Source organism: Polaribacter sp. WD7 (assembly GCF_003335085.1).
Classification (GTDB): Bacteria; Bacteroidota; Bacteroidia; order Flavobacteriales; family Flavobacteriaceae; genus Polaribacter.
The window spans coordinates 660,768-687,663 of record NZ_QPEJ01000018.1 but is presented as its reverse complement, the minus strand read 5'-3'; the positions used below and the strand labels follow the sequence as shown (position 1 = coordinate 687,663).

General features: G+C 30.7%; 25 protein-coding genes. 15 read left to right on the top strand and 10 right to left on the bottom strand.

Annotated elements, in window-relative coordinates; all coding sequences use genetic code 11:
• Window positions 1-228: 228 nt before the first annotated feature.
• The 3 genes from DUT90_RS12390 to DUT90_RS12380 all read left to right on the top strand — a co-directional run bounded on the left by DUT90_RS12390 (window position 229) and on the right by DUT90_RS12380 (window position 4,266).
• Window positions 229-1,857: a phosphatase gene (locus tag DUT90_RS12390; RefSeq protein WP_114427495.1), complete on the top strand. Its 1,629-nt coding sequence runs from the start codon at window positions 229-231 to the stop codon at window positions 1,855-1,857.
• A 71-nt stretch (window positions 1,858-1,928) separates the two neighbouring features.
• Window positions 1,929-3,758: a cytochrome-c peroxidase gene (locus DUT90_RS12385; RefSeq protein ID WP_181858200.1), complete on the top strand. Its 1,830-nt coding sequence runs from the start codon at window positions 1,929-1,931 to the stop codon at window positions 3,756-3,758.
• 136 nt (window positions 3,759-3,894) lie between these two features.
• Window positions 3,895-4,266 carry a VOC family protein gene (locus tag DUT90_RS12380; protein WP_114427493.1) on the top strand — a complete coding sequence of 124 codons (372 nt, stop codon included), beginning with the start codon at window positions 3,895-3,897 and terminating at the stop codon, window positions 4,264-4,266.
• A gap of 1 nt (window position 4,267) precedes the next feature.
• On the opposite strand, the gene recJ is transcribed toward DUT90_RS12380, so the two are convergent.
• Together recJ and DUT90_RS12370 are read right to left on the bottom strand one after the other, a co-directional pair.
• Window positions 4,268-5,953 (bottom strand): single-stranded-DNA-specific exonuclease RecJ, encoded by a 1,686-nt coding sequence (recJ, locus tag DUT90_RS12375; protein WP_114427492.1) that lies wholly within the window; start codon window positions 5,951-5,953, stop codon window positions 4,268-4,270.
• A gap of 18 nt (window positions 5,954-5,971) precedes the next feature.
• Window positions 5,972-6,397, bottom strand: a complete 426-nt coding sequence (locus tag DUT90_RS12370; RefSeq protein ID WP_114427491.1) for an OsmC family protein — start codon at window positions 6,395-6,397, stop codon at window positions 5,972-5,974.
• Window positions 6,398-6,482: 85 nt separating this feature from the next.
• Between DUT90_RS12370 and DUT90_RS12365 the strand changes: the two genes are divergently transcribed.
• Window positions 6,483-7,085 carry a carboxymuconolactone decarboxylase family protein gene (locus tag DUT90_RS12365; protein ID WP_114427490.1) on the top strand — a complete coding sequence of 201 codons (603 nt, stop codon included), beginning with the start codon at window positions 6,483-6,485 and terminating at the stop codon, window positions 7,083-7,085.
• Here the strand turns inward: DUT90_RS12365 and DUT90_RS12360 are convergent.
• Window positions 7,082-7,657 carry a uracil-DNA glycosylase family protein gene (locus tag DUT90_RS12360; protein ID WP_114427489.1) on the bottom strand — a complete coding sequence of 192 codons (576 nt, stop codon included), beginning with the start codon at window positions 7,655-7,657 and terminating at the stop codon, window positions 7,082-7,084. The two genes, DUT90_RS12365 and DUT90_RS12360, sit on opposite strands and share 4 nt — an antisense overlap.
• Before the next feature lie 151 nt (window positions 7,658-7,808).
• A complete protein-coding gene (locus DUT90_RS12355) occupies window positions 7,809-8,150 on the bottom strand; it encodes a HopJ type III effector protein (protein WP_114427488.1) in 342 nt (113 codons plus the stop codon).
• A 115-nt stretch (window positions 8,151-8,265) separates the two neighbouring features.
• On the opposite strand from DUT90_RS12355, the gene DUT90_RS12350 reads away from it, so the two are divergent.
• The 3 genes from DUT90_RS12350 to DUT90_RS12340 are packed head-to-tail and all read left to right on the top strand — an operon-like array spanning window position 8,266 to window position 9,709.
• Window positions 8,266-8,781 (top strand): RNA polymerase sigma factor, encoded by a 516-nt coding sequence (locus DUT90_RS12350; protein WP_114427487.1) that lies wholly within the window; start codon window positions 8,266-8,268, stop codon window positions 8,779-8,781.
• Window positions 8,762-9,193, top strand: coding sequence for a hypothetical protein (locus DUT90_RS12345; protein WP_114427486.1), 432 nt, complete (start codon window positions 8,762-8,764; stop codon window positions 9,191-9,193). Before DUT90_RS12350 ends, DUT90_RS12345 begins: the two co-directional genes overlap by 20 nt.
• A gap of 21 nt (window positions 9,194-9,214) precedes the next feature.
• Window positions 9,215-9,709: a hypothetical protein gene (locus DUT90_RS12340; protein ID WP_114427485.1), complete on the top strand. Its 495-nt coding sequence runs from the start codon at window positions 9,215-9,217 to the stop codon at window positions 9,707-9,709.
• A gap of 108 nt (window positions 9,710-9,817) precedes the next feature.
• Here the strand turns inward: DUT90_RS12340 and rsmI are convergent, their stop codons facing one another.
• Together rsmI and DUT90_RS12330 are read right to left on the bottom strand one after the other, a co-directional pair.
• Window positions 9,818-10,489 carry a 16S rRNA (cytidine(1402)-2'-O)-methyltransferase gene (rsmI, locus tag DUT90_RS12335; RefSeq protein ID WP_114427484.1) on the bottom strand — a complete coding sequence of 224 codons (672 nt, stop codon included), beginning with the start codon at window positions 10,487-10,489 and terminating at the stop codon, window positions 9,818-9,820.
• Window positions 10,490-10,580: 91 nt separating this feature from the next.
• A complete protein-coding gene (locus DUT90_RS12330) occupies window positions 10,581-10,940 on the bottom strand; it encodes a cupin domain-containing protein (RefSeq protein ID WP_114427483.1) in 360 nt (119 codons plus the stop codon).
• Window positions 10,941-11,096: 156 nt separating this feature from the next.
• Between DUT90_RS12330 and aspS the strand changes: the two genes are divergently transcribed.
• From aspS to DUT90_RS12300, 6 genes are all read left to right on the top strand, one after another.
• Window positions 11,097-12,851, top strand: coding sequence for an aspartate--tRNA ligase (gene aspS / locus DUT90_RS12325; protein WP_114427482.1), 1,755 nt, complete (start codon window positions 11,097-11,099; stop codon window positions 12,849-12,851).
• 170 nt (window positions 12,852-13,021) lie between these two features.
• On the top strand, window positions 13,022-16,105 hold the full coding sequence (locus DUT90_RS12320; protein ID WP_114427481.1) for an N-6 DNA methylase: 3,084 nt from the start codon (window positions 13,022-13,024) through the stop codon (window positions 16,103-16,105).
• Window positions 16,105-16,716 (top strand): hypothetical protein, encoded by a 612-nt coding sequence (locus DUT90_RS12315; RefSeq protein ID WP_114427480.1) that lies wholly within the window; start codon window positions 16,105-16,107, stop codon window positions 16,714-16,716. The genes DUT90_RS12320 and DUT90_RS12315 overlap by 1 nt, the downstream gene beginning before the upstream one ends.
• Window positions 16,717-16,721: 5 nt before the next feature.
• Window positions 16,722-16,916, top strand: coding sequence for a hypothetical protein (locus DUT90_RS12310; protein ID WP_114427479.1), 195 nt, complete (start codon window positions 16,722-16,724; stop codon window positions 16,914-16,916).
• Between the two features lie 41 nt (window positions 16,917-16,957).
• Window positions 16,958-17,677: a DUF6503 family protein gene (locus tag DUT90_RS12305; protein ID WP_114427478.1), complete on the top strand. Its 720-nt coding sequence runs from the start codon at window positions 16,958-16,960 to the stop codon at window positions 17,675-17,677.
• 40 nt (window positions 17,678-17,717) lie between these two features.
• Window positions 17,718-19,493, top strand: a complete 1,776-nt coding sequence (locus tag DUT90_RS12300; protein ID WP_114427477.1) for a chloride channel protein — start codon at window positions 17,718-17,720, stop codon at window positions 19,491-19,493.
• A 157-nt stretch (window positions 19,494-19,650) separates the two neighbouring features.
• On the opposite strand, the gene DUT90_RS12295 is transcribed toward DUT90_RS12300, so the two are convergent.
• On the bottom strand, window positions 19,651-20,184 hold the full coding sequence (locus DUT90_RS12295) for a hypothetical protein (RefSeq protein WP_114427476.1): 534 nt from the start codon (window positions 20,182-20,184) through the stop codon (window positions 19,651-19,653).
• Complete coding sequence (glpQ, locus tag DUT90_RS12290) at window positions 20,177-21,094, bottom strand: glycerophosphodiester phosphodiesterase (RefSeq protein WP_114427475.1); 918 nt, start codon at window positions 21,092-21,094, stop codon at window positions 20,177-20,179. The genes DUT90_RS12295 and glpQ overlap by 8 nt, the downstream gene beginning before the upstream one ends.
• Window positions 21,095-21,213: 119 nt before the next feature.
• Between glpQ and DUT90_RS12285 the strand changes: the two genes are divergently transcribed.
• The gene (locus tag DUT90_RS12285; protein WP_114427474.1) at window positions 21,214-21,453 is read left to right on the top strand and encodes a hypothetical protein; all 240 of its coding nucleotides are present in this window, start codon (window positions 21,214-21,216) and stop codon (window positions 21,451-21,453) included.
• Here the strand turns inward: DUT90_RS12285 and DUT90_RS12280 are convergent.
• The gene (locus DUT90_RS12280) at window positions 21,450-22,412 is read right to left on the bottom strand and encodes an endonuclease/exonuclease/phosphatase family protein (RefSeq protein ID WP_114427473.1); all 963 of its coding nucleotides are present in this window, start codon (window positions 22,410-22,412) and stop codon (window positions 21,450-21,452) included. The genes DUT90_RS12285 and DUT90_RS12280 overlap by 4 nt on opposite strands.
• 139 nt (window positions 22,413-22,551) lie before the next feature.
• Complete coding sequence (locus DUT90_RS12275; RefSeq protein ID WP_114427472.1) at window positions 22,552-26,010, bottom strand: glycosyl hydrolase; 3,459 nt, start codon at window positions 26,008-26,010, stop codon at window positions 22,552-22,554.
• A 175-nt stretch (window positions 26,011-26,185) separates the two neighbouring features.
• Here DUT90_RS12275 and DUT90_RS12270 point away from each other — a divergent pair, with 175 nt between their 5' ends.
• Complete coding sequence (locus DUT90_RS12270) at window positions 26,186-26,875, top strand: DUF2490 domain-containing protein (RefSeq protein ID WP_114427471.1); 690 nt, start codon at window positions 26,186-26,188, stop codon at window positions 26,873-26,875.
• Window positions 26,876-26,896: the final 21 nt, after the last annotated feature.

The window sequence follows — 26,896 nt, the reverse complement described above, 5'->3', positions numbered from 1 at the left end:
TCACACCTTTCCAATAATAATTAAACAACTAACTGTAAAACAGTTTTTTAAGTATTAAAAACCGTGTTTTCAAGCTATTTAGACTCATTATAAACATTAAAGTTCATGTAAAATAGCTAACATTTAATCAACAAAATTGTAACCTTATCATTTTAATTATTTAACAGGATCTCGTTTTTTCAAAGATACTTTTGAAGCACTAATTAAAAACCTTTCAAATAATTAAAAATGAAAAATTTATTCAAAATTACTTTTTTATCTCTTTCAATCTTAACAAGCCAATTGGCGTTTATAGGTTGTGCGGAAGATGGTATTGACGGTATCAATGGAGTTGATGGCGTAGACGGAACAAATGGAAAAGACGGTGTTAATGGAGAGGATGGTCAAGATTTGACTGTCGCAGAAATGAAGCCACTAACAAAGTCAGTTGTTCCAGATAATGTATTTGCGCTTAAAGGATCTTTTGCATCATCAGCAAATTTAAAAATGATTATGACTTCTCAAGACATTTTACCAACCGATTCTACTTTCGTTTATGGTGCTTTTATGGATGGTGCTGCTTTATATCCTTATGGAGACGGTACTTATGCTTTTATTAACAATTTAGAGTCAGATTACTCTATTGCAAGAATTCGTATGAATGCAGATTTACAACCTTTAGAAGGAGATTATATTGTAAATGCAACAGCTACTGCTTTTACTGCAATGTGTTCTGGTTCTTCTATAACTGTAGAAGAGCATGGTTTTGGTCCTTTATACCTTTCTGGTGGAGAATGGGGTGGTAATGCAAAAGGAGTTTATAAAGTAAATCCATTTCGTTCTACTGATGATAGAGTAGAAGCGGATAGATTACCTGCTTTAGGAGAGTGGTCTACAGAAAATGCAGTAGTTATTGGTAAAGACGCTTTTCCTAGTAAAACTGTAGTTTTTATGGGTGATGATGATAGTGATAATAGTTATCCAGAAGCACATTTTGCTATGTATGTAGGTGGTAGAGGAGATTTAAACTCTGGAGACTTATACGTATTAAGAGGTAAAAATGCTGTTGAGTCTGAACCAGGACAAGGAGGTTTACTTTTTGAAATGGGTATGGCCGAAGGAACTGAATACGAAGTTGAATGGGTTAAAGTTGAAGAACGAACTATTAACGAATTAAATCAAGAAGCTATTGATTCTTTAGCTATTGGCTTTCAAAGAATTGAAGATATCGATTGGCAAAAAGGATCTGCTGAAGCAAATAGAAATGTATTTTTCAATGCAACAGGAAGATATAGATCTGAAAATCCAGATTTAGCAAAAAGAGGAACTACTTTCGGTAGAGTGTACAAAGTGGTATTACCTTCAGATATGTTAGATGAAAATTCAGAAAACTATATGAAATCTAAACTAGTTTGTGTTATAGATGGTGATAAAGAAGGTGGAATTGGTGATGGAATGCACTCTCCAGATAACATTTTAGTTACAGAAAACTATGCATATATTCAAGAAGATCCAAATGGATATGCTGCTTTAAATACAGATATTCAAGGATATGCAAAATTGTGGCAATATGATATTAACACTAAGACCATGAAAGAGGTTATGGAGTGTAACCAAACTGTTGCCGCAGGTTTAGATATTGGAAATACTACAAGTATGTGGGAAATTACAGGTTTAATCGATGTTACAGATGTAATCGGTGCTACTGAGCCTACTTTTATGGGAGGTGCGCAAGTACATGGTTGGAGACCTAGTGATAATCCTAACAATACAAAGAGAGCTGATGGAAAAGAGTTTTTTGATCCTACAGCAATTAATGAATCATCTGCAAGAAAAGAAGGTTCTTTCTTATTTAAAATTACTGGTTTACCAAGATAGTTTTTCAAAATAACTTACAAAGAAAAGGTTCCTTTTAAGGAACCTTTTCCTAGTTAAATTTAATGATACAAATGAAGTTCTGTAAAATATTTCCCGTTTTAATTTTCGCCATTATTATATGTTTTTCTTGTAAAAAATCAAAGGAAACCTATACCAAAAAAGTTACACAAACAGAAACATCTGAATTTACAGATGATATAAAAACTTACTATTTTCAAGTGTTAGATAGTGCTGCCTTTTTTATTAAAAAGCTAGATACCTTAAATACTTTAAAAATTAATCAAAACTACTTTTTAGAAAGTAGAAAATGGTACAAAAAAGCAGAGCCATTGTTAATTGCTTATGATTATGAAAATTACTTATCTCTAAATGCTCCGAATTTACTAAAGGTAGAGATGGAAGATTATACAGAGATAAAAAAAATAAAACCAAAAAGCTATCAAGTTTTAGAAGAATACCTATTTGGAGAAGATACAATTGATGCAAAAGAATTACATCGAGTATACAGTTATTTGCAAGCCCGAATTCCATACATTAGAAAAAATCATATTTTAATCAGACAAAAAGATCGTCATCATTTAAAAATGATGAGAGATGCTATAGTTAATGTCGCTACTAAAGGTATCACAGGGTTTGATTCTCCAATGTTAGCCAATTCCCTAAATGAGGCTATCTATAATTATGAAACGCTTGAAAGAATAATTGAAATTTACGAAGAAGCCTTTACAGATGCATCTTTATATAGCAAGTGGAAAGAAGAATTTAAAAACATAATAGCATATTTAAAAGCAGGATATTTTGATACGTTTGATAGGTATCAATTCATTAAAAAGCATACCAACAAACAATTAGAATTAGTAAATAAAACCGCTTTAGACTGGAATATAGCTCTAAATAATTCTAGAGCTTTAAACCCAAAGGCAAATAATTTTTTTGCTACCGATTTTTTTAATAAAAAAATGTTTGCACCACCTCACGCTCCAGAAATTACAGCAGAAAATATTGCTTTAGGAAAAGAATTATTCAATGATAAATTACTTTCAAAAACAGGAACAGTTAGTTGTGCAACTTGCCATATTAAAGAAAAAGCCTTTACAGATGGATTTGCCAAGGCTATTGGCTCTAATGGAAAAAAACTAGAAAGAAATACACAGACACTAACATATGCTTTGTACCAAAAGACTTTTTTCTATGATGGACGATCAAGTGACTTAGAAGCTCAAATCGTAAATGTAACCAACAACAAAAATGAGTTTCATATCGATTTAGGTGAGATGGAAAAAAAAGTAAAAAACAATATTGCTTACAAAGGGAAATTTGACAAAATTTACGGAGGAAAATTAACAGATTTTACCATTAGAAATGCTATTGCGAATTACATTAGAAGTTTGGCACCATTTAACAGCAAGTTTGATAAAAATATGCAAGGGTTAGAAAATACGTTAACTATAGAAGAGAAAAACGGTTTTAATTTATTTATGGGAAAAGCTGCCTGCGCAACTTGTCATTTTCCACCAACATTTAGTGGAACTGTACCTCCAAAATTTAATGAAACAGAATTTGAAAATTTAGGAATTACAAAAACAGCAGATTTTAATCATCCTATTTTAGATGAAGATCCAGGTTTGTTTTATCCATTTAAAGTTGAAGAAAGGAGAGGTTTTTTTAAAACAGCTACTGTAAGAAACATCGAGTTAACAGCACCTTACATGCATAATGGGGCATTTACTACTTTAGAGGAGGTAGTAAGTTTTTACAATTTTGGAGGAGGAGCAGGTATGAGATTAGACGTGCCTTACCAAACATTACCAGCAGATTCTTTACATCTTACCAAGAAAGAAAGTAATGCAATCGTTGCTTTTATGAAAACGCTTACAGACGAAACATATCTTGAAAAATAGTTTGTTGATACTTTTAATAATTGTTTGAAATGAAAATCTCGATAGGAATGTCGAGATTTTCTTTTTTTAAGTTTTAATTGTTAAATCTTTTAATTTTTTATATAACTTTAAAACATCAATCTAAAAACTATAAATTATGAAGTTAGGTGCTTTCTCTGTGAGTTTGTCTGTAAAAGATTTACTTGTTTCTAAATCGTTTTATGAAAAATTAGGTTTTACTGTTTTTGCAGGACAACAAGATAAAGGGTATTTAATCATGAAAAATGGCAATGCTTTAATCGGTTTGTTTCAGGGGATGTTTGAAGGTAATATTTTAACTTTTAATCCAGGTTGGGATGAAAATGCCAACAAGTTGGATGAATTTGACGATGTAAGAGACATTCAAAAACACTTAAAAGCAAATCATATCCAATTACAAAAAGAGGTAGACGAAACTACTTCTGGACCAGGACGCGTTGTCTTTTTTGACCCAGATGGAAATACTATTTTATTAGATCAGCATATTTAGGTTACTTCAAATCCTTCAATACTAGTTGTATCGATTTATAACCATTCCAATCGTTTTCTTCCAAAGAATAGACAATATCAAAATCGTTTTGAACAATTTCTATTTTATCACCTAAATTAAAACCAATAGCCCCAAAGGTTTGTTTATTATCGCCCTGAAAAACGTTAAGTTTTACATGTGTTTTGTCTGCTCCTACTTGTTTGCCATAACCATTATCTCTTACGCATACACTTTTAAAAACAGGTTTCATATTTTGTGGACCAAAAGGAGCCATTTGTTTGATAATTCTAAAAAACTTTGGTGTAATTTCAGAAAGTTCTATCTCTATATCAATAGCAATTTCTGGGGTTAAGAGTTCTTTATCAATGGTTTTTGATACTATTTCTTCAAATTTATTTTTAAAATTTTCAAAATTCTCTGGCAATAAGGTTAAGCCTGCTGCATATTTATGTCCTCCAAATTGTTCTATAAATTCCTCACATGCTAACAAAGCGTTATATACATCAAACCCTTTTACAGAACGTGCAGAAGCTGCTAATTTATTTCCACTTTTGGTAAAAACCAAAGTAGGTCTGTAATACGTTTCTATCAATCTAGAGGCAACAATACCAATAACTCCTTTGTGCCAATTCTCATGATAAACCACCGTTGTATATTTGTCTTGCTCTTTATTATCAATAATCTGAATTAAAGCTTCGTTTGTTATTTGTTTGTCTAAATCTTTTCTATCTGCGTTAAAAATTTCAATAGCAGCAGCAAATTCAACGGCAGCATCAAAATCCATTTCTGTTAAAAGTTCAACGGCATAGTTTCCGTGCTTCATTCTACCAGCTGCATTTATTCTTGGAGCAATGATAAAAACCACATCAGTAATGGTGAGTTCCTTTTTTTTAATTTGATGAATAATGGCTTTAATTCCGTTTCTAGGATCTTTATTAATCACCTGTAAACCATAATAAGCAAAAGTTCTATTTTCTCCGTTCATAGGTACAATATCTGCAGCAATAGCAGTAGCTACCAAATCTAAATACGGTAAAAAATCTTTAATAGTTTGATTTCGTTTTGAGCCTAAAGCCTGAATCAATTTAAATCCTACTCCACAACCACACAATTCATCAAAAGGATAAGAACAATCTACTCTTTTCGGGTTTAAGACAGCTACAGCGTCTGGTATTTTATCTCCGGGTTTGTGATGGTCGCAAATGATAAAATCGATATTTTTCTCATTTGCATAAGTAACTTTTTCAATCGCTTTGATACCACAATCTAAGGCAATAATTAAAGAGAAATTATTGTCTTGGGCAAAATCAATTCCTGCATAAGAAACACCATATCCCTCCGCATATCTGTCAGGTATATATGTTGCAATGTTAGGGCTAATGGTTTTTAAATAAGAAGATACTAAAGATACAGCAGTTGTACCATCTACGTCATAATCGCCATATACTAAAATATTTTCTCCATTTTCAATTGCTTTTTCAACACGTTGTACTGCAACATCCATGTCTTTCATCAAAAAAGGATCATGAATATCTTTTAAACTTGGACGAAAGAATTTTTTTGCTTTTTTATATGTATCTATCTCTCGCTGACACAAAATAGAAGCTATGGTGTTGTCTACCTGTAAATCTCTTGCTAATTGGGTTACTTTTTCTTTTTCAGGTTGTAGTTTTAGCGTCCATCTCATCACAATTTTTTAATTTGATTATAGCTCATGTAAGTGAATTTCTGTTTGAACATCTGCAAACTGACGAAACATTTCCATCACACCGCAATATTTGGTTACAGATAAGTTTACAGCCTTTTGAATTTTCTTTGGCTGCAGTTCTGCGTCTGTAAAATGATAATCTACTTTTACTTTATTGTAAAATTTTGGATGTTCGTCTGTTAATTCTGCTGTTACTTCAATTTTAAACTCTGCTACTTCTGCATGCATTTTTTTTAATAAAGAAACTACATCTAAACCAGAACATCCTGCTAAAGAAGATAACATTAACGCTTTAGGCCTATACCCTTCTCCTTTTCCTCCGTTTTCTTCACCTGCGTCTATAAAAAGATTCAATCCGCTAGGATTATCAGATTCAAACTGCATATTTTCTTTCCAAACTGTTGTTACTAAATTTTTAACCATATTTTATATTTTTTTAAACTTCGAAATCTTAAATTGTCTTTTTTTACAAAAGTAAGCACAATATTAAACTTAAAGATATAAAAATATGCCACTAGTAACACCTTTAGCTGCCGAACACGATTTAGAAACTAAAAAACTTGCTGAATTTTTTAATGAAACTTTAGGGTTTTGCCCTAATTCTGTTTTAACTATGCAACGCAGACCTGCTATTTCTAAAGCTTTTATAAACTTAAATAAAGCAGTTATGGCTAATGAAGGACATGTAACCTCTGCCTTAAAAAGAATGATTGCTTGGGTATCTAGTAACGCTACAGGATGTAGATACTGTCAAGCACATGCTATTAGGGCTGCCGAACGTTATGGAGCAGAACAAGAACAATTAGATAATATTTGGGAATACAAAACCCACCCGGCTTTTTCTGATGCAGAAAGGGCTGCATTAGATTTTTCTTTAGCTGCTTCTATGATACCAAATGCAGTTAATGCAGAAATTAAAAAAGAGTTATATAAACATTGGAATGAAGGAGAAATTGTTGAAATGCTAGGAGTAATATCACTTTTTGGATATTTAAATAGATGGAACGACTCTATGGGAACTACTATGGAAGAAGATGCCATTGATTCTGGAAATCAATATTTAGGAAAACACGGTTTTGAAGTAGGCAAACACGACGGTTCTAAATATTAATTTATTAAAATATGAGCAACTCTTTGCTGCAATTCTGGAATAACGTTAACCTCAAACCAAGGATTTTTAGTCAACCAAAAACGATTTCTAGGTGATGGATGGGGAAGCGTAAAATAGGTAGGCAAATATTCTGGATAATTATCTACAGTTTCAGTAAGTGTTCTTTTAGCCTTGTCTTTTAGATAGTAATTCTGAGCATACATCCCTATTAAAATAACTAACTTTAAATTTGGCATCAGCTCAAATAATTGTTGATGCCATTTTGGAGCGCATTCTTTTCTTGGAGGTTTATCACCACTTTTTCCTTTTCCCGGATAACAAAAACCCATAGGTACAATGGCAAATTTTTCTACATTATAAAAATCTTCATCAGAAACATTGAGCCACTTACGTAGTTGTTTACCACTAGCATCATCCCAAGGAATACCAGATTTATGTACTTTGGCTCCTGGCGCTTGACCAATTATTGCAATTTTAGAGTTTTGATGACCTGTAACTACAGGGTTGGCCCCTAAGTCTAAATACGATTCACAGATCGTGCAATTTTTTATTTGAGATAATAGGTTTTGCATTTTTAAAAATACAGATTTGGTATTAACTTCTAAACATAATTTTTATTCATCTTCTAAAAATATAATAGAAATAACAAAATATAATATTCCTTTTAACAAAGACAAAGTAGTGTGCAAATTCTATTTTAAAGAATTATCTATTGAAATCTTTTTATTTTAGAACTAAGGCTTTATCGTCAACAAGTAAACCATCAAATCCTGTTTTCATAAAATTTCTAATATTTTGATGTGATGTCCCTTTTTTGTCTTCTAAAACAGCTATATAATGTTCTCCAAAACAAAGTAAAGCTTCTTGTTTTGTTAAATTTTGATCTTTGGCAAAGGCAAATAACTTGCACGAACCTGAGTTTTCTCCTGCTTTATTTTGTACTTCTCCATTTGTAAATGCAGTGGGTATAAAATTGTAATTGTATTCAATTACTTGCATAGTTTCTGCAAATGTAATTTCTGTTGGATTTTCTTTTAGTTTGGTTTTGAATTCTTGGATTGTCATTTTTATCTGTTTATGATTTACAAATTTAACTTAAAAGTAGTTGAATAGTATTTTATTTTAAAAAAAGTAACCCAATTTGTTATGACTATGTGAGTTTTAACGTTATAGTAGTAGAATGAACAAAGAGAATTTTAAACTTAACGTTTTTTCATTATCTGAAAGAATTTATCCTATGGTTGCAAGAATGCTAGGAACCATAGATGCAGAAGATGCCATTCAAGAAATAATGTTTAAACTATGGCAAAGAAGAAAGCAGGTTGCAAAACATCCAAATATAAAAGGTTTAGTATTTTTAACTGCTAGAAATTATTGTATTGATGTATTGAGGAAAAAAAATCCTATTGTAAATGATTCTTCTATTCATCTTACTGTTTTAGAATCACCTTCAATAGAAAATTCTGATTTACATTGGGGAGAACTTCATACAATTATCATTCAAATTTTAAAGAAGCTCCCAAAACAACAAAAAGAAGTGTTTGTTATGCGAGATATTGATGGGTATGAATTTTCAGAAATCGCATCGGCATTAAGAATAAAAATAGACCATACAAGAGTTTTAGTTTCTAGAGCTAGAAAATTTATTGGTACCGAACTAGAAAAAAAATACAATTATGAGCGAGGAAAGTATTAAAAAAATAATCAAAAAATATAAATCTGGCACTTCTACAATAGCTGACGAGAATTTTCTATTTGAAAACGTTACCAATACAGATAAAACTACACATTATATAGCTGCTTTTATTAAAGAATCTAAGTTACAAACACCTCGTAATTTAAACAACACTCTTTGGGATTCCTTTGAAAAGAAGACCAAAAAGAAAAAGGAATTTAAATTAGCGCTTTTAGCACTTGCAGCCTCCGTAGTCCTAATTATTAGTGTATATATCAATAATAAGCGTTCTGACACATTAGATATTCAAAGAAAAGAAGCACTGCTTAATGAAGCAAAGAGTATGTTTAAGAATTCTGAAGATCCCCAAATTATACACCACATTATCATAGAAAGTGATTTACTTGTAGTATACACAAAAACAGAAAAGTAATACAAACTAAATTTTTATAGCATGAAAAAAATAGTATTTGCAATTGTAATAGTTTTATCAGGCATTTTATCAATAAACGCTCAACAAAAAGAGGTAAAAAAAGAAAACATCCATGTCAAATTAAAAGATGGGGTTCATCCTGATATTTATGTAGATGGTAAGAAATTTGATTTTCCAATAGAGTTGATTGATCAAAGTAAAATAGCTTCAGTTTTTGTAGTTAAAGGAAATGAGGCTATAAAAAAATACAATGCTCCTAATGGTGTTGTTTTGATTAAAACCAAAGCTTCAAAAAAAATAGACATTCTTGAGCTTAAAGGAAATGCAAGTCAAAAATTAGACGCTAAAAAAGATCCCATGATTATTATTGACGGTAAAGTTTCTGACAAAAAAACTCTAGACAAATTAACACCAAATTCTATTGAGAAAATGGAAGTTTTTAAGGGCCAAAAAGCTCTAGAAAAATACAATTCGCCAAACGGAGTAATTGTGATTACTACCAAACAAAAGAATTAAGTATTTATTTATATTCTTAAAAAGAACTAAGTAGATTTGATAGAAATTTTATTTAGTTCTTTTTTTAGTTATAGAACAATTTAATTTTAAACCCTTATCAAAAAAGCGCTACTTCTTACCCTCTACTACAACAACAATTTCTCCTTTTGGTGGTTTGTTTGTGTAATAAGCCAATACTTCAGTAACTGTTCCTCTAACAGTTTCTTCAAAGATTTTTGTGAGTTCTCTAGAAACAGAAACTTTTCTTTCTTCCCCAAAATATTCAACAAAATGCCCTAAAGTTTTTACCAATTTATGTGGACTTTCATAAAAAATCATAGTTCTTGTTTCCTCTGCTAAAAGTAAAAAACGAGTTTGTCTTCCTTTTTTAATGGGTAAAAACCCTTCAAACACAAACTTATCATTGGGCAAGCCAGAATTTACCAAAGCAGGCACAAATGCAGTTGCACCTGGTAAACACGCTACTTCTATATTATTTTCTACGCATGCTCTTGTAAGTAAAAACCCTGGATCTGAAATTGCTGGAGTTCCAGCATCAGAAATTAACGCACAACTTTCTCCATTTTGTATTCTTTGTACCACACCTTTTACAGATTTATGCTCATTATGCATATGATGACTGTGCATTTGTGTGGAAATTTCAAAATGTTTTAATAACTTTCCGCTTGTACGTGTATCTTCTGCCAAAATAAAATCGACCTCTTTTAAAATACGAATAGCTCTAAAAGTAATGTCCTCTAAGTTGCCTATTGGGGTGGGTACTAAATATAGTTTACTCATTAATAATGGTTTTTGGTTTTTGATTGATGGTTTTTAGTTGATTTGGTTTAAGCTAGACCAACAACTATAAACCAAAAACTAACAACCATTTTTATATTTCTTCATAAGTTTCTACAGTAATATCAGCAACAACATCACCTGTGTGTTTGGTTGATAATGGCTCAAATAATAAAATGTGAACCTCTTCTTTGGCAACAGGTTTGTGCTCTACTCCTTTTGGTACAATGTAAAACTCGCCCTCATTAATGGTGATGATTTTATCTCTAAGATGCATTTCTAAAACCCCTTTTTTTACCATGAAAAGTTCATCTTCATCATCATGTTTATGAAAAACAAATTCACCTTTAATTTTTGCTAATAAAATTTGTTGACCATTTAACTCTCCTATTTTTTTGGGAGACCACTGATCTTGAAACAAATTGAATTTTTCTTGAATATTAATTACGCTCATAAGACAAATTTACAAAGATTTTACGGGAATAAATCAATCTTAAAAACAATCTATTTTTCTTTAAAATTGATTAATTTTGCAGGGTAAAAATCCCGAAATGAATTTGGGAAAACGGTTTTAAGATTTCCGCTTTGCGGAAGCAAATTTTCATAGAAAATGTATAGAAGTCATTCTTGTGGTGAGTTAAGAGCATCACACATAAACACAGAAGTAACACTGGCAGGTTGGGTTCAAAAATCTAGAGATAAAGGATTTATGATTTGGGTAGATTTACGCGATCGTTACGGTATTACGCAATTGATCTTTGATGAAGAGCGTACTCCTAAAGAAATGATGGAAAAAGCAAAATCTTTAGGAAGAGAGTTTGTGATTCAAATTACAGGAACTGTAATTGAACGTGAGTCTAAGAATGACAAAATGCCAACTGGAGCAATTGAGGTTTTGGTTTCTAATCTAGAAATTTTAAACGATGCAAAATTGCCGCCTTTTACCATAGAAGATCAAACTGATGGTGGCGAGGATATCAGAATGAAATACAGATATTTAGATATTCGTAGAAACCCAGTAAAAGACAGTTTAATTTTTAGGCATAAGGTAACAATGGAAGTTAGAAAGTATCTTTCTGACCAAGAATTTATTGAAGTAGAAACACCTTATTTGATAAAATCTACCCCAGAGGGGGCTCGAGATTTTGTGGTGCCTTCCCGTATGAATGAAGGGCAATTCTACGCGCTTCCTCAAAGTCCGCAAACCTTTAAACAACTCTTAATGGTTGGTGGAATGGATAAATATTTTCAGATTGTAAAATGTTTTAGAGATGAAGATTTACGTGCAGACAGACAACCCGAATTTACTCAAATAGACTGTGAAATGGCGTTTGTTGAGCAAGAAGATATTTTAAACATTTTTGAAGGATTGACGCGTCATTTACTAAAGGAAATTAATGGTGTAGAAGTAGATAAATTTCCAAGAATGTTGTTTGATGATGCAATGCGTCTGTATGGTAATGACAAACCAGATATTCGTTTTGGAATGGAATTTGGCGAGTTAAACGATGTAACGCAACACAAAGATTTTGGTGTTTTTAACAACTCAGAATTGGTTGTAGGTATTGCGGTTCCTGGTGGAAATGCATACACCAGAAAACAAATTGACAACTTAATTAAGTGGGTAAAACGCCCTCAAGTAGGTGCTTTAGGTATGGTATATTGTCGCGTAAACGAAGATGGTACTTTTAAAAGCTCTGTAGATAAGTTTTACGACCAAACAGATTTAGCAAAATGGGCTGAAATTACTAGAGCAAAAGCAGGCGATTTAATTTGTATTTTGTCTGGTGAAACCAATAAAGTTAGAGCACAATTATCTGCTTTACGCATGCACTTAGCTGAAGAATTAGGTTTGCGTAAACCTGATGAATTTGCGCCACTTTGGGTTGTAGATTTTCCATTGTTAGAATTAGACGAAGAAACTGGGCATTATCATGCAATGCACCACCCATTTACATCTCCAAAACCAGGACAGTTAGCCTTGTTAGATTCTAAACCAGGAGAAGTAAAAGCTAACGCTTATGATTTGGTGTTGAATGGAAATGAAATTGGAGGAGGCTCTATCAGAATTCATGATAAGGCAACGCAAGCCACAATGTTAAAACATTTAGGTTTTTCTGACGAAGAAGCCAAGGCGCAATTTGGTTTTTTAATGGATGCTTTTGAGTATGGTGCACCACCTCATGGTGGTTTAGCTTTTGGCTTGGATAGATTGGTGGCTATTTTAGGCGGACAAGAAACCATACGTGATTTTATTGCTTTTCCTAAAAACAATTCTGGTAGAGATGTTATGATTGATGCTCCTGCATTTATAGATGATGAGCAATTAAAAGAGTTAAGTTTAAAGTTAGATATTCAAAAATAAATATCAAACATCTTAGACATTAATAATTTATAAGCCTCAAAGATTTTTAAAATTTTTGAGGTTCGTAGCAAAAAAAGAATAAAAACATATAAAGTTTCATTCTTTTTTGTACTTTTATAAATACTTGAAGTTAAATTAAAAACCTGTTAATCAGTTATTTGTGTTTTTAAATGAAAGAATCAATTGTTGAAAGTTTAGATATTATTCAATTTGCTAAAAAAAGCAATGAGTTTGATATTGATATTTTCGATGGTAAACAATATGGCTTGGTTGAAGTTTATGGAAATGATAACCAGCCTGCTTTATTTTTAAAAGAGGTTGAGAATTTTGATAAAGAAACCTTAAAGACGATTTCAGAAATTCACCACACTTCTTGGAACTTTCAAAAAGTATTGTTTTTATATGTTTATTCTAAAACAGAAATTAGAATTTACAATTGTTCTGAAAAGCCAGTTATTTATAATGAAAGTCGCAAAAGTTTTTATTCAGATTTTAAAAAGTTAGAGCTTTTATCCTGTAAAGAAACTGATACATCAAAATTAGAAACACTTAATACACTATTCTCAAGGATTTCTGTTGATACAGGTTTTATATGGTCTGCTTCTGAAGCAAAGGAGATAAGAGATAAAATAAAGCTACAAAACAGAGTTGATAAATATCTTATTTCAAGTTTAAAAAATGTATCAAGAAAACTAGAAGAAGAAGGTTTAAAGGATAAAGATATCATTCATAAATTAGTGATGCGTTCTTTATTTTTACTGTATTTAGAAGATAAAGAAGCTACAACTAAAGAGTTTTACAAGCAATTTTCTGAAAATGCAGCAACGTATTTTGATATTCTTGATGATACCAAAGCTACTTATAGTTTATATAAAAGATTGGCAGATGATTTTAACGGAAGTTTATTTACAATCGACGAGAAAGAAAAAAACGTAGTAAAATCAAACCATTTAGAATTAATAAAAAAATGTTTTATAGCTGGATATGAAGATAATAGTCAAATAGAATTATATCCAAACTGGAGTTTGTTCGATTTTAAAATTATTAGAATTGAATTATTAAGCGAAATTTATGAGAATTTCTTATCAGAATTAGACAAAAAGGATTCAGGGACTTATTATACCCCACCATCTTTGGTAGAGCTGATTTTAAATGAAAAATTACCAATAAATAATAAAGATTTAAACTATAATATAAAAACATTGGATCCAAGTTGTGGTTCAGGAATTTTTTTAGTGCAAACTTTTAAAAGATTGGTAAAGCGTTATGAAAAGCAACATCATATAAAACTTACAGATTTTAATATTTTAACTGATATTTTAAAGAAGAATATTTTTGGAATTGAGATTGATAAAAAATCGATAAAAGTTGCAGCATTTAGTTTGTACTTGGCGTTATTAGATAATTTAGACCCAAAAACAAGTTGGTGGAATGGAAATGTAAGGTTTCCTAATTTGATAAATGATTCAGAAGATGGAACCATCGAAAAACAAGGGAATAATCTTTTTAGATTAGATACTATTTCTAATTTTAAAATAGAAGTATTACAAGATTTTCAATTGATTGTTGGCAATCCTCCATTTGGAACAAAAAAGCTTTCTAAAACAATAAAAACATATTGTGAAGACAACAATTTTGCAAAAGAAATGGTTTTACCATTCCTGCACAAATCAACTTTTTTGGCACCAAAAGGTGAGATTGCATTGATATTTAACACTAAGGTATTAACCAATACAGGAGGCACTTACCAAAACTTTAGACAATGGCTTTTTAATGATAACTATGTAGAGAAAGTTTACAATTTTTCAATTTTAAGAAAAGCTCCAAAAAATTCTGGTGGGCAACTTTTTGGTTCTGCTGTTGGCCCAATTAGTATTGTTTTTTATCGAAAAGAAGTTCCTTTATATTCAAAAGAAACAATTATTTACTATGCACCTAAAACATATATTAAAAATTCTATTTTAGAGGGTATTGTTATTGATGCTTCAGATGTAAAATATTTACCAAGAACAGAATGTGAAAAGAAAGATTCTAAAATTTGGAAAATTGCAATGTGGGGAAGTTACTTTGATTTTGAATTAATAGAAAAGCTATTTAAGAAAAACTCTTTAAAAAATGATTTAACGAAAAATAACATAAAAAATGGTGTTGGATTTCAATTATTAACAAATACAATAGATAAACCTAAAAAAAGCAAATTTATTTCTGAAAATAAATATTTAGATGCTGATTTTATTGAAAGGTTTACTTCTTATACTTCTAATTTAAAAGGGATTAATTCTTCAATAAAAACAAAAAAAGCTAGATCATTCTATGAGTTAGATTATTCTTTGCCTAAAAATATTGAAGTTTTTAGAAGACTAGGAGATTTAAACGCATATTATGAACCCCATTTACTATTAAAAAAGGGATTAATTAATAATAAAATTTGTGCATCGTATTTAAATGAAGATTGTACATTTAGAGACGGTGTTTATGGTTTTTATTCTACTGACAAAAAAAGTGATTACCTAAAAGCATTAACAACATTATTTAACTCAAAAATAAGTTCTTATCTACTTTTTTTAACGATATCCTCTTATGGTATTGAGAGAGAGCAAATAATGAAAAATGAGTTTTTAACCTTACCCTACACTTTAAGTGAAAGAGTAAAGAAAGACTTAAATTCAATATTTGATAATATATATAAGTCTATAAAAAAAGATGAGGAAAATGGAACAAAGACAGATACTTTTAATTTAGAAAATGAAATAGACCAAATAATTTATAATGACATTTTAGAACTGTCAAAAGAAGACCAAATCATCATAAATGACACTTTAAATTATAGTTTAGATTTATTTGAGAACAAAGAAAACTCCAAAGCTTTAAAACCAGTTCTTAAGAGTAATCATTATTTTAATAGAATAACAAAAGAATTAAATGATTGGCTAGATGATGTTTCTTTAAGAGCATCAGTGACCCTCTATAAAATTCTACCTAATTGTCCTTTGTATTTAATAAAACTTTCATTTGGTTCAGAACATAAAAAACCTACACTTTCAAAAGAAAATATTTATGACAAATTAAAATATTTAGATAAAAAATTATGGAAAGAAGAAGCACAAAACTTATACTTTAGAAAGAATTTAAATTATTATGATGGTAATGATGTGTATATCATAAAACCAAACCAAAGACGTTTTTGGAGCGAGACTGCAGCAATAGAAGATAGTCAAACGTTGTTAACAGAAATTCTTAATATGAGAGAATAATGGCAGGAACTTTATCTTCTTCTATTTTTCTATATGTTCAAAATAAATTTGAGAATAGGTGTATTACTTTATTTACGGAAGCGTATCATACATCAATTAACAATCAATCTATTGCATTAGATTTTGATGAAAATGATATAACTGCCATTCTTCATAATTATGTTGATGAAAATAAGAAAAGAAAACATTGGCGAATTTCGACAAATGTTGAAAATTTCAATTTTGATAAAACTATTACTCCTCATAAAGGGTTTGCAGCAAAGCTTTCAAGAATAGATTTACGTTTCACAAATATATCTTGGCGTAAAATTGAATATATCTATTACGTTGAAGCCAAAAATTTAAAAACAAATGACTCGGCTCTAAAAAGAAGGTATATAGATACTGGAATTGATAATTTTTTGAGAGGTGGAAAATATGAGCAATGTAATGGAATTTTAGTTGGTTATATTCTAGAGGGTAAAACAGAAGATTGTAAAGATGGTATTAATAAACTTTTAAAAAAAGATTATAGAGAAGCTGAATTTATATTTCAAGATTTCAGTATCAATTATCAATCAAACCATTCAGAAAGAACTTTAAAACATCTGTTTTTCGAGTTCACAAATTAATTGTTATGAATATAATAGAAGCTAAAGTTTTAAAAGCCATTGAAAACAATAAACTAAACCCTGAAATTTTAGGAGAAAGAAATTGGTGTAAATATTTTATTAGAACTACAGAGTTAGTTTGGAGTAGAAATTTTTTTGATGGATATTTAATAGAGGTTTACACTCAGGATAAACAACATTTATGTACACTTAAAGTATAATCCAAAAATCTCGTAACTACGAGATTTTTCAATTCAAAATAATGAAAATACTAATCAAACTTTTATTTCCTCTCTCTTCAATAATTTCATTTTCTCAAGAAATTACTGGTAATGAATTGTTAGCAAAAACAATCCAATTTCATGATCCAGAAAATAATTGGTCAACTTTTGCAGGAACTTTTTTGGTAACCATGAAAACTCCAAATCAATCTCCGCGTATAAGCAAAATCACCGTCAACCTACCCAACGAATATTTTAGAGTTAGAGCTACAAGAGATTCTATTTCAAATATCTATGAATTAGATAAAAAAAAATGTTCCACTTCAACGATAGGATTACAATTTAAGAAGGAATTGACTGAAGAAGAATGGAAAAAGAAAATAGAAGAAGACTGTAAAAAAGCCAACGTATATAAAAATTACTATACCTACTTATATGGCTTACCTATGAAATTAAAAGATGACGGAACCATTATTCATCAAAAAGTAGAAAAAAGAAAATTTAAAGAAAAAGAATACTTGGTTTTAAAAGCCACGTATAACAAAGAAGTTGGTAAAGATATTTGGTACTTTTATTTTAACCCTAAAACCTACGCTATGGAAGTATATCAGTTTTTTAAAAAAACCAAAGATAGCGGAGAATATATTGTATTGTCTGGTTTAGAAACCATAAACAACATAAAAATGCCCAAAGTAAGAACTTGGTACTATAACAAAGACAACAAATATTTAGGAACAGATACGTTATCAATAACAAAATAACACGATTTCTCAAAAAGGTCTAAATGACAAAAGAGCAATAATGTCAACAACAAAAAACATATTCAAAAAAATACTTATTTGGAGGTATAAACACATCTCTGAACGTCAATTTGTATATATTTTGAGTATTTTGGTTGGTTTTTTAGCTGGTTTAGGCACCGTAATTCTAAAAAACTTAACGCACTACATTCAGCTTTTACTTACCATAGATTTGCTCAAAGGCTATCAAAATTCGATGTATTTTATTTTTCCTATTATAGGGTTGTGCATCGTTGCAATAATTAAAAAAACATGGTTAAAAAAACACATTGGCCATGGCATTTCTACCACTTTGCATGCCATTTCAAAACGTAAGGGAATCATACCAAAATATAACATTTATGCATCATTAATTACAGCTCCGTTAACCGTTGGTTTTGGAGGTTCTGTGGGTTTACAAGGGCCTGCTGTTAGTGCTGGTACAGCCTTGGCGTCTTATACCTCAAAGTTGTTTCATATGAACACCAAAACAAGAATGTTGTTAATTGGTTGTGCAACAGCTGGTGCTATGTCTTCTATGTTTAAAGCTCCTATTGCTGGTATTGTTTTTGCTTTAGAGGTGTTTAGCTTAGATATTGCTTTTGTGTCTCTTGTACCTTTGTTGTTAGCTTCTGTTGCTGCTATTGTAACATCCTATCTTTTTTTAGGGGCAGATGTATTGTTAGGTTTTGAATTGAACGATACATTTCAAATCAGAGATATTGGGTTTTATGCTATTTTTGGTATCATAACGGGTATTGTTTCTGTATATTTTTCTGTGGTGTATTTTGCCATCAGAAAATTTTTCTATCAGTTTGAAAAACGATTTGTACGTTTGTCTATTGGCAGTGTTATTATTGGCTTTATTTTATATGCAATGCCGGCATTATATGGTGAGGGTTATGGTTTAATTAACAACCTTTTAAAAGGCAATCATATAGCTGCAATAGGAAACACTCCTTTTTCTTTTGACCATAATAATGTTTGGATTGTTATTGTGTTACTGTTATTAATTACCGCTTTTAAAGCTATAGCCATGAGTACTACATTTGCCGCTGGTGGTGTTGGCGGTATTTTTATTCCTACTCTAGTTATGGGTAGCGCCTTAGGCAATGCTTCTGCAAAAATCATCAATACTTTAGGTTTTCATGTTTCAGAAGCAAACTTTACTTTAATTGGTATGACAGGTTTAATGGCAGGTGTATTACATGCCCCCTTAACTGCTATATTTTTAATTGCAGAAATTACTGGCGGTTATGATTTATTTGTACCCCTAATGTTAGTAGCAGCAATATCATTTTCTATAACAAAATACTTTGTATCTAACTCTATATACACCTATAAATTAGCTCAAAGAGGAGAACTCATTACACATAATAAAGACAAAAATGTGATGATGATGATGCAAATTAATGATCTTATTGAAACCAATTTTAAACCCGTACAACCTCAAATGCTACTGGGTGAAATGTTAAAAAAAGCCGTGGCAACTTCTGCCAGAAATATTTTTCCTGTCGTAAATAATGACAAACAATTTTTGGGTATTGTTTTATTAGATGACATACGTCCCATTATGTTTGATACAGAAATGTACAATAGTATTACTGTAGAAGCCATTATGAAATCTGCTCCAGAAATTATTCAAGAATCAGAATCTGTAGCCGCTGTTATGAATAAATTTAAAAGCAGTGGTGCCTGGAATTTACCTGTACTAAGAGAAGGGAAATATATAGGCTTTATTTCTAAATCTAAATTACTAACAGCGTACAGAAACAAATTGGTAGAAGTTACGGTTTAGTTTTATCAGAAGCTGTTTCCTGCTTTCCACTGTATCTTTTTCAAATTTTTATTAAATTTTAAAAAAGGATGCCGTTTCAATCAGGGCTAAACTGGTTTGCCAACTTAAGTCCTAAAAAGCATCAGAAATTATTTATCGTTTTATAGCAAAACAGCAGTTAACTCCATGGTTCTTGGTTTGTTTCCAATTGTTTTTGGCTAGTTAACATTGCTTTTTTATGCTCGTTAGTTTCTCCAATTTTTAAACAACTGTAAAGTAAAAACACAATTTCTAAATCGTTTTTATCTAAAAGAAATAATTTTATATTTTCAGTATCTTTTTTGTCAGAAAAAGATTCGTCAAATTCAGCAATTTTTAAATTATTTTTAAAAATAGAAATTCTTTTTTTAAAATGTATATGCAACTCGTATGCTATTTCATCCATCAAAATACTATAAATTGTTTTTCTATTATTTTTAGAGGTAAACGTATATGTTTTTCCAAAATTATTTGTAATGGTATGTACCATTTTCCATTTCCAAAACTGAAATTTCTTCACAATACCATATAATTTTTGGTCTTCTGCACCTACAACATCAGCACCAAATTTTCCAAAATCCATAAACCATTCAGAACTATATAGATTTTTTGCCTCAAAAAACAACGTTATTTTGTTATTGCTATGTGTTAAAGAATATACTAGTTTACTCATGTTTGTTTTTATGTTTTAAAAAATTAACTACCAGATCAGGAAAATCTGTAAAAGCCCCATCTGCATTAGCATCGATTAATATGACTTCCATCATTTCTTCAAAGGTAGAAAATTCATCTAGAGCATCGGCTCTAAATGTGTAGGGATGTACTTTTAAACCGAGCTGATGTGCAGTTGTAACCAAATCTGTAATTTTAAATTTACCAGAAGCTGTTTTTGTTACAATTTGTTTATACCATGGCCCAATGCCATCTGCAAATTTTGCATAAGCTGCTAACTTTTTGGTTTCTTCAAAAAACTCAATCAATTGTACTAAAAATAATTCTGATTGCAGTTCTACACGTATTCTTTTTAACTCTTCAGCATCAAAACACTGTAAAATACAATTGTCTTTTTTGGTGACATATCCATAATCAGAAAGTGTTTTTAAAACAATCTCTGTCAGTTGTTTTCCTTCTTTTTTATGAAATTTAGGTTCTTTAATTTCTGGATAAATTCCTATGTTTTTTCCTGTAGCACTATTTAATCCTTGAATCATTTCTATCTCTTCTTGTAAAGAGTGTAATGTAAAATTACCTTTCCCTTTTGGGTACCGATTTTTATACACCTGTTCTTCTGTTTCAGGGTTAAATCGTTCAGAAACCTGCAACGTTTTTAACTCATCAAACGTAAAATCTATAACGTAAAATCTACCATCACTTCTTTTTCTATCAGGAAAAATTTTTGCAGCATTAGTTACATCATCCAAATAAATATCATGAATTACAATAGGAACATCATCTTTACTCAAAACAAGATCTTGTTCAATAAAATCAACATCCATGGCATAAGCCATTGCTTTAGCTTCTATAGTATGCTCTGGCAAATACCCAGAAGCACCTCTATGGGCAATAACTATTTTTTTATTCATTTTTAACGGGTTCAAGTTATTTGATACCAAAATAACAACTCAGATAATCAAAAATACTGAAATTGACTTCAACTGATGATTTTTTCTTTTTAAAGATATAACTTTTGTAATTTTGCAATATGAAGTTAGCCTTAAAAATAATGTTTGTTGTTTTTGTAGTTTGGATGGTTCTTGGAGCTTATCTTATACAAACAGAACATGAAAAAGCAGAAGTAGTAATGGGTCTTGGTGTTTTGTATTTGTCTTTTCTATTTATGCCTATTTTTATTTACTATAGGTATAAAGATGGCAAATATAAAAAGTACATTATTAATGATGAAAAGTTAAGAAAGGCTTTTAAAAACGTTGGTAAAGATTAGTTTTTCTTTTTCAAAAAGGCATATACCGGAAAATGATCTGAAAAACCACCTTGATACCATTTGCCAATATAGGTTCTAAACGGGCTATCTTTAAATTTTCCTTTAAACACCCGCATCCACTTTTTTTGAAAGACTTCTGCATACACAAAATACAATTGATTGTCTTTTTTATCTAAAAAATTGTTGCTAAATATAATTTGATCAAAGAGATTCCATTTGCCATTATAAGTCAACGTTCCTTTACCCTTCTCTAATAAACCTTTCATTGGATTAAAAAAATCATCTTGTACCAAGTATTCTTTAATGCTTTTACTTGTAGGGTCATCATTAAAATCTCCCATAATAATAATTTTCGGATCCATTTCTTTGTCTCTAATATGAGTCACAATACTTCTTGCTGTTTGTGCAGCTGTAATTCTTTTAGGCTCGGTTTCATCTGCTCCTTCTCTTCTAGAAGACCAGTGGTTTACTAAAATATGAACCAACTCTCCATTTAAATTACCGCTAACTTTTAAAATGTCTCTTGTGTAATCTCTTTCTCCTTCATCATCCTCTAAAAAAACAGGAAAAGTTTCTGAAGCAACGAATTCAAAAACTTGTTTGTTGTATAGTAAGGCAACATCAATACCACGTTCGTCAGGAGAATCATAATGTACAAAACCATAATGGTGTTTTTTTAAGTAAGACGAATTTACCAAATCTGCAACCACTTTGGCATTTTCTACTTCTACCAAACCAACTATTGCAGGCGGAATTTTAGAACGATAAACCCCTAGTTGAGAAATTACAGAACTTATTTTTTTCAGCTTCTGTGTATATCGTTTGTTATCCCATCTTTTTTTTCCATCTTCTGTAAAATCATCATCTAATGTTTTAGGATTGTCTTTGGTATCAAACAAATTTTCAACATTATAAAATGCAACAGTACATACACTTTCTTCTTTTTTTGATAAAAACATAAGTTATCTTTTCTTATAAAACGAACACAAAAATATAGGATTCTTAACTCGTAAATGTAGTAAAATTTAATATTTGTCTTTGTTACTGGAGTTGTATGTTTTACCTACTAATTAAAGCGAATTCAATAAAATTTAAAACCTATTTCATTGTCATTTTTAATGCTACAGGTCCTAATAAACCAGAAGTTTCAAGTTCGGTTTCATTTTTTCTAGGTGCTGCTGTGGTCCAAGTTTTTTTTGCATTTTTTGGTCTTTGATTATCAAAAATCAACTGGTTTCTCCACGTGTTGGTTATTTTAACTTCCAATTCATTTTTTCCAAGTTGGATTTCTTTTGTAATATCAAACTGAAAAGGTGGCGCCCATTTTGTACCTACTTTTTTTCCATTACACCACAATTCTGCAATATTGGCAACTTCCCCTAAATTTATAATTGTAGATTTTCCTGTTTCTTTTACATCAAAAGTTTTGGTGTAAGTTGTTGTACCTGAATAATGTTTTACAGCATTGTTTTCTAACTCCGTTAACGATTTTAATTCATCAATCTCAATAGTTTCTGGAGTACCCCATCCTTTCTCAAAAGCTAACTTCCAGTCTTTTTGTAATGATAGTTCTTTTAGAAGCACTGTTTTTTTAATTTTTTTTCCATTTTGATGAAAGATATAATCTCCAGAAATAGACGCTATACATTCATCTTTAGTCCAAGATAATGTTGGATAATTATTGGTCTCATGAATTTGATACCAGCCTGTTTTAGCATCTAAAATTGTGTTATCATTTAAGGTAACTTTTTCTGCAAATGGTTTTGCATCACTTTTAGAAAACACAATTATTTTACTTCCATTTTTAGGTAAAGAAATTGCAATATTCGTTCTATTATTTTCGTTTTTCCAGATTTTCGCTTCCTGTTGATTTCCAGTAAAAGCGTCCCAAATTTGTGGAGATGTATTCTCAATTCTAAAACTTAAAGCTACATCTACTGGGTCATCATCTTTAGAAGCCACAAAATAAATGTGAGCGTCTTTGGTTTCTCTATGAATCCAATTGATATTTAAATTTTCGGGTACAATTACATCTTTTGTAATTTTTTCTTCTATTAAAACCTCATCAAGAGTTTTACCCCAATATACTTTTCCTTTTCCAACTTGTTTTATGCCTTTTTTAGTGTTTCCCCATAATTCATTAGAAATGTATTTTAATTCTTCTAAATCAGTTGTATCATCCATTAAACTTGGAGAATCTTTAGGTTTATCGCCTAAAACAACAGCACCATTTACTACTAATTCTTTTACCTTTTTTAATGTTGATAATAGTATATTTTCTGAATCTCTTAAGGTAATGATTCTATAATCGCCACTATTTTCAACGTGAATTTCACCATCTTTAACACTTAGTTTTTCTTGGAGAATTTCTTCGTTTAAATAATCAAATTTGTATCCTTTTGGAAACGCATCTAAATCAAAAGGTGGTCTATCAAAATCGTCTCCATAATAGCGCAACACATCAGCAACGTATTCTCCCTGTTGCAAAACGTATTGGTTCCTAGCTAAATATTCAATCCATTCAGGCATATATTTCCACCAAGTTTGCTCGCGAACTAAAGGAAAACCAATATTACCTCCAAAACTAGATCCTGGAAAAACATCTGTTTGTGGTGTGTGCGAAAACGTATGAAACACCAAATGATTTACTCCTTTCGCAAAATTGTAATCGATTAAATATTTCACAGAAAAAGGATGTTCATTCCATTTTACACCCACTTGTGTACAAGCTTCTGCAGCCAGTTTTGGTTTATTATATAAATGCACTGCAGACGCAGCATTGTAAATTGGTTTGGCATATTCGTTTTGTGCAGATGGCGCTTTTGGATACCAAAACTCTGTCATTGGAATATCGCTAACACCATAATAACGCATTGGATCTATAGGCAACACTTCTCCTCCTGCACCTTCTGTATATACATCAGCACCCATTTCGTGTGCAACTGTAGCAAAATGTTTGAAAAAGTTATCGATAAAAACATCGTCCATAGTTTGACGCAGATCTCTTAAAAACTTAGTCGTAGTTTGTTTATTTTCTACAATATACCCCATTGTAGCTGGCAAATAGGATTTCATAGAATAACCTCTTCTCGTTTCAAATTCTTTAAACAAATCATCTGAATTCATCGTCCAAGTAGGTACGTGGCTTTCCCAACTATCAATTAACAAACCGTGTAATTTTCCATCTCCAATAGGGCCACCATCTTTAATCAAATTACCAATCATTCCATTTTTTAAATGATTTTCTATGGCTATTTTATCCAATTTACTAGATTCCCAACCTGTAGCTTCAGGAACAGCAGGCTTGTTTGTCAATCGCATATTAATATGTCCAAAACGAACGATTGTCCAATTTCCTTTAGGTGCATTCCACATCAATTTTCCATCAGAATTCATTTTATCTGTTAGATTTAAAATTGTGTTGGATTTAATCATCGTGTTTTCAGCATACTCATAATCTACCTCTTTTTCTAAACGGCGTAACACTTTTGCTGCTTTTGCTTCATGATTATGCAATTTTGGTTTAGCACTTAATCTGATAAATTCTGGTGCGATAGAATGTGCTCCTTGAAACGTAAATTTGAATGTTTTTGCACTCGTTTCTGGAATGGCAAGTGTTAAGTGTTTTCTTCTGTCATTCCAATTGGCATCAGGGAAATTTACAGTAGTAATTTCTGTGAATTTTCCATTTACCAACGCTTCTACTTTTATAGCAACATCTATTTTTGGATATTGCGTGTTTAATATCATATGACGTACTTGTGGAAAAACAATTGTACGTATGGTTGTCTCTTTATCAAACGAAGTTTTTACCCAAGTTTCTTTTTTTTCTTGAGAAATTCCTTGTTTTCTATATTCTTTTAAATCTTTGTCTAAACGTGTGGTTTTTCGAGTGACAATTAGTTTTGATTCGGGATTAAAAATGGCTACCCAAGGAACTAAAGGATTATTTGTTTCAATTTTTGAAGGATTGTGAGGTTCTGAATCATCACCTTCTACAGTTGGAAAAGCTAAAACCTGGACATTTTTATAATTGTAATCTTTGGTAAAGTACAAAGAATCAATTTCTAGTACTTTTTCAACATTTTTTCCTCCAGAAATATGATACACAGTTTCTACCAATTCTCTTTGCGCTTCTTCTGCAGGCACCCAAGGGCCACCAGTCATAGACCAACCAGGGCAATTTTGCATCGTAAATTTTAATCCTAATCGTTTGCATTCATCCGCAGCAAAACGAATCAATTCTTCCCATTCTGGAGATAAAATTTTAATAGGTTTTACATTTGGAAAAGCACGACCAGATTTATTAAATAAATGAATACCTTGTAAACCTGCATCTTTTATAGCTTGTAAATCTAGTTTTAAACCTTCTTTACTAATATTATTTCCATTTAAATGAAACCAAGTTTCTGGATGATATTCTTTTGAAGGTGACTTGAAGTTTTGAGATAATTCTTGTAGTGATACTGAAGTCTCTTCAATTATAATATTTTTTTCGTTTGTGTTGCAAGCAAGTATTAGAAGCGTTACAAAAAACAAACTTAACTTATATTTCATCTGGTTGATTTTAAGGGGATAAGAAACCGCTATTTTTAGCGATTTGCATCCTGTTGCATCATGACATAACACATAAAATTTAAAGCACATACGATAGTTAAAAAATAGTTAATACAATAGTTTTACTACCATAAATAATAGTAAAGCTATTATATTTGCAATAAATGATTATAATATGAAAAAAATTATACTTTTAAACATTTGCTTTTTTGTAAGTGTAAAAGCCTTTTCTCAAGTTAACGAAAATCAAACAGGAGCTTGGTATATGTACTTTTTTAATCATCAATTTAAAAATTCTCAATTTGGTATTCAAGGAGATATACAATACAGAGATTGGGAAATTCTGGGAGATAAAGAACAACTTTTGTTACGTTCTGGCGTTACCTATAAACCTAAAAGCAACGATATTATGTTCACCTTTGGATTAGCTAATATTACAAATGGAGAATTTGGAGATTCTGATGTTACATCTAACGAAAATAGAATATATCAAGAAGCATTAATACCACAAAAAATAGCTCATAAATTTTTGGTCACTCATCGTTTTCGATACGAACAACGCTTTGTAGAAAACCAAGACTTTAGAACAAGATATCGTTATAATTTATTTATAAATATCCCTTTTAAGGGTAATGAACTTACTGTTAAAACGTTTTACGCAGCGTTTTATAATGAGTTATTTATAAACGGAGAAAGAACGATTGGAAATAACGAAACGGTTGAGTTATTTGATCGAAATAGAACCTATATTGGTTTAGGTTATGTACTTAAACCTACCATTCGATTTCAGTTTGGTTACATGCAACAAACCACAAATACATTTAGTAAAGGTCAATTACAATTTAGTATGCACCACAATTTTTAATATAAGCACTTAAAATATTTT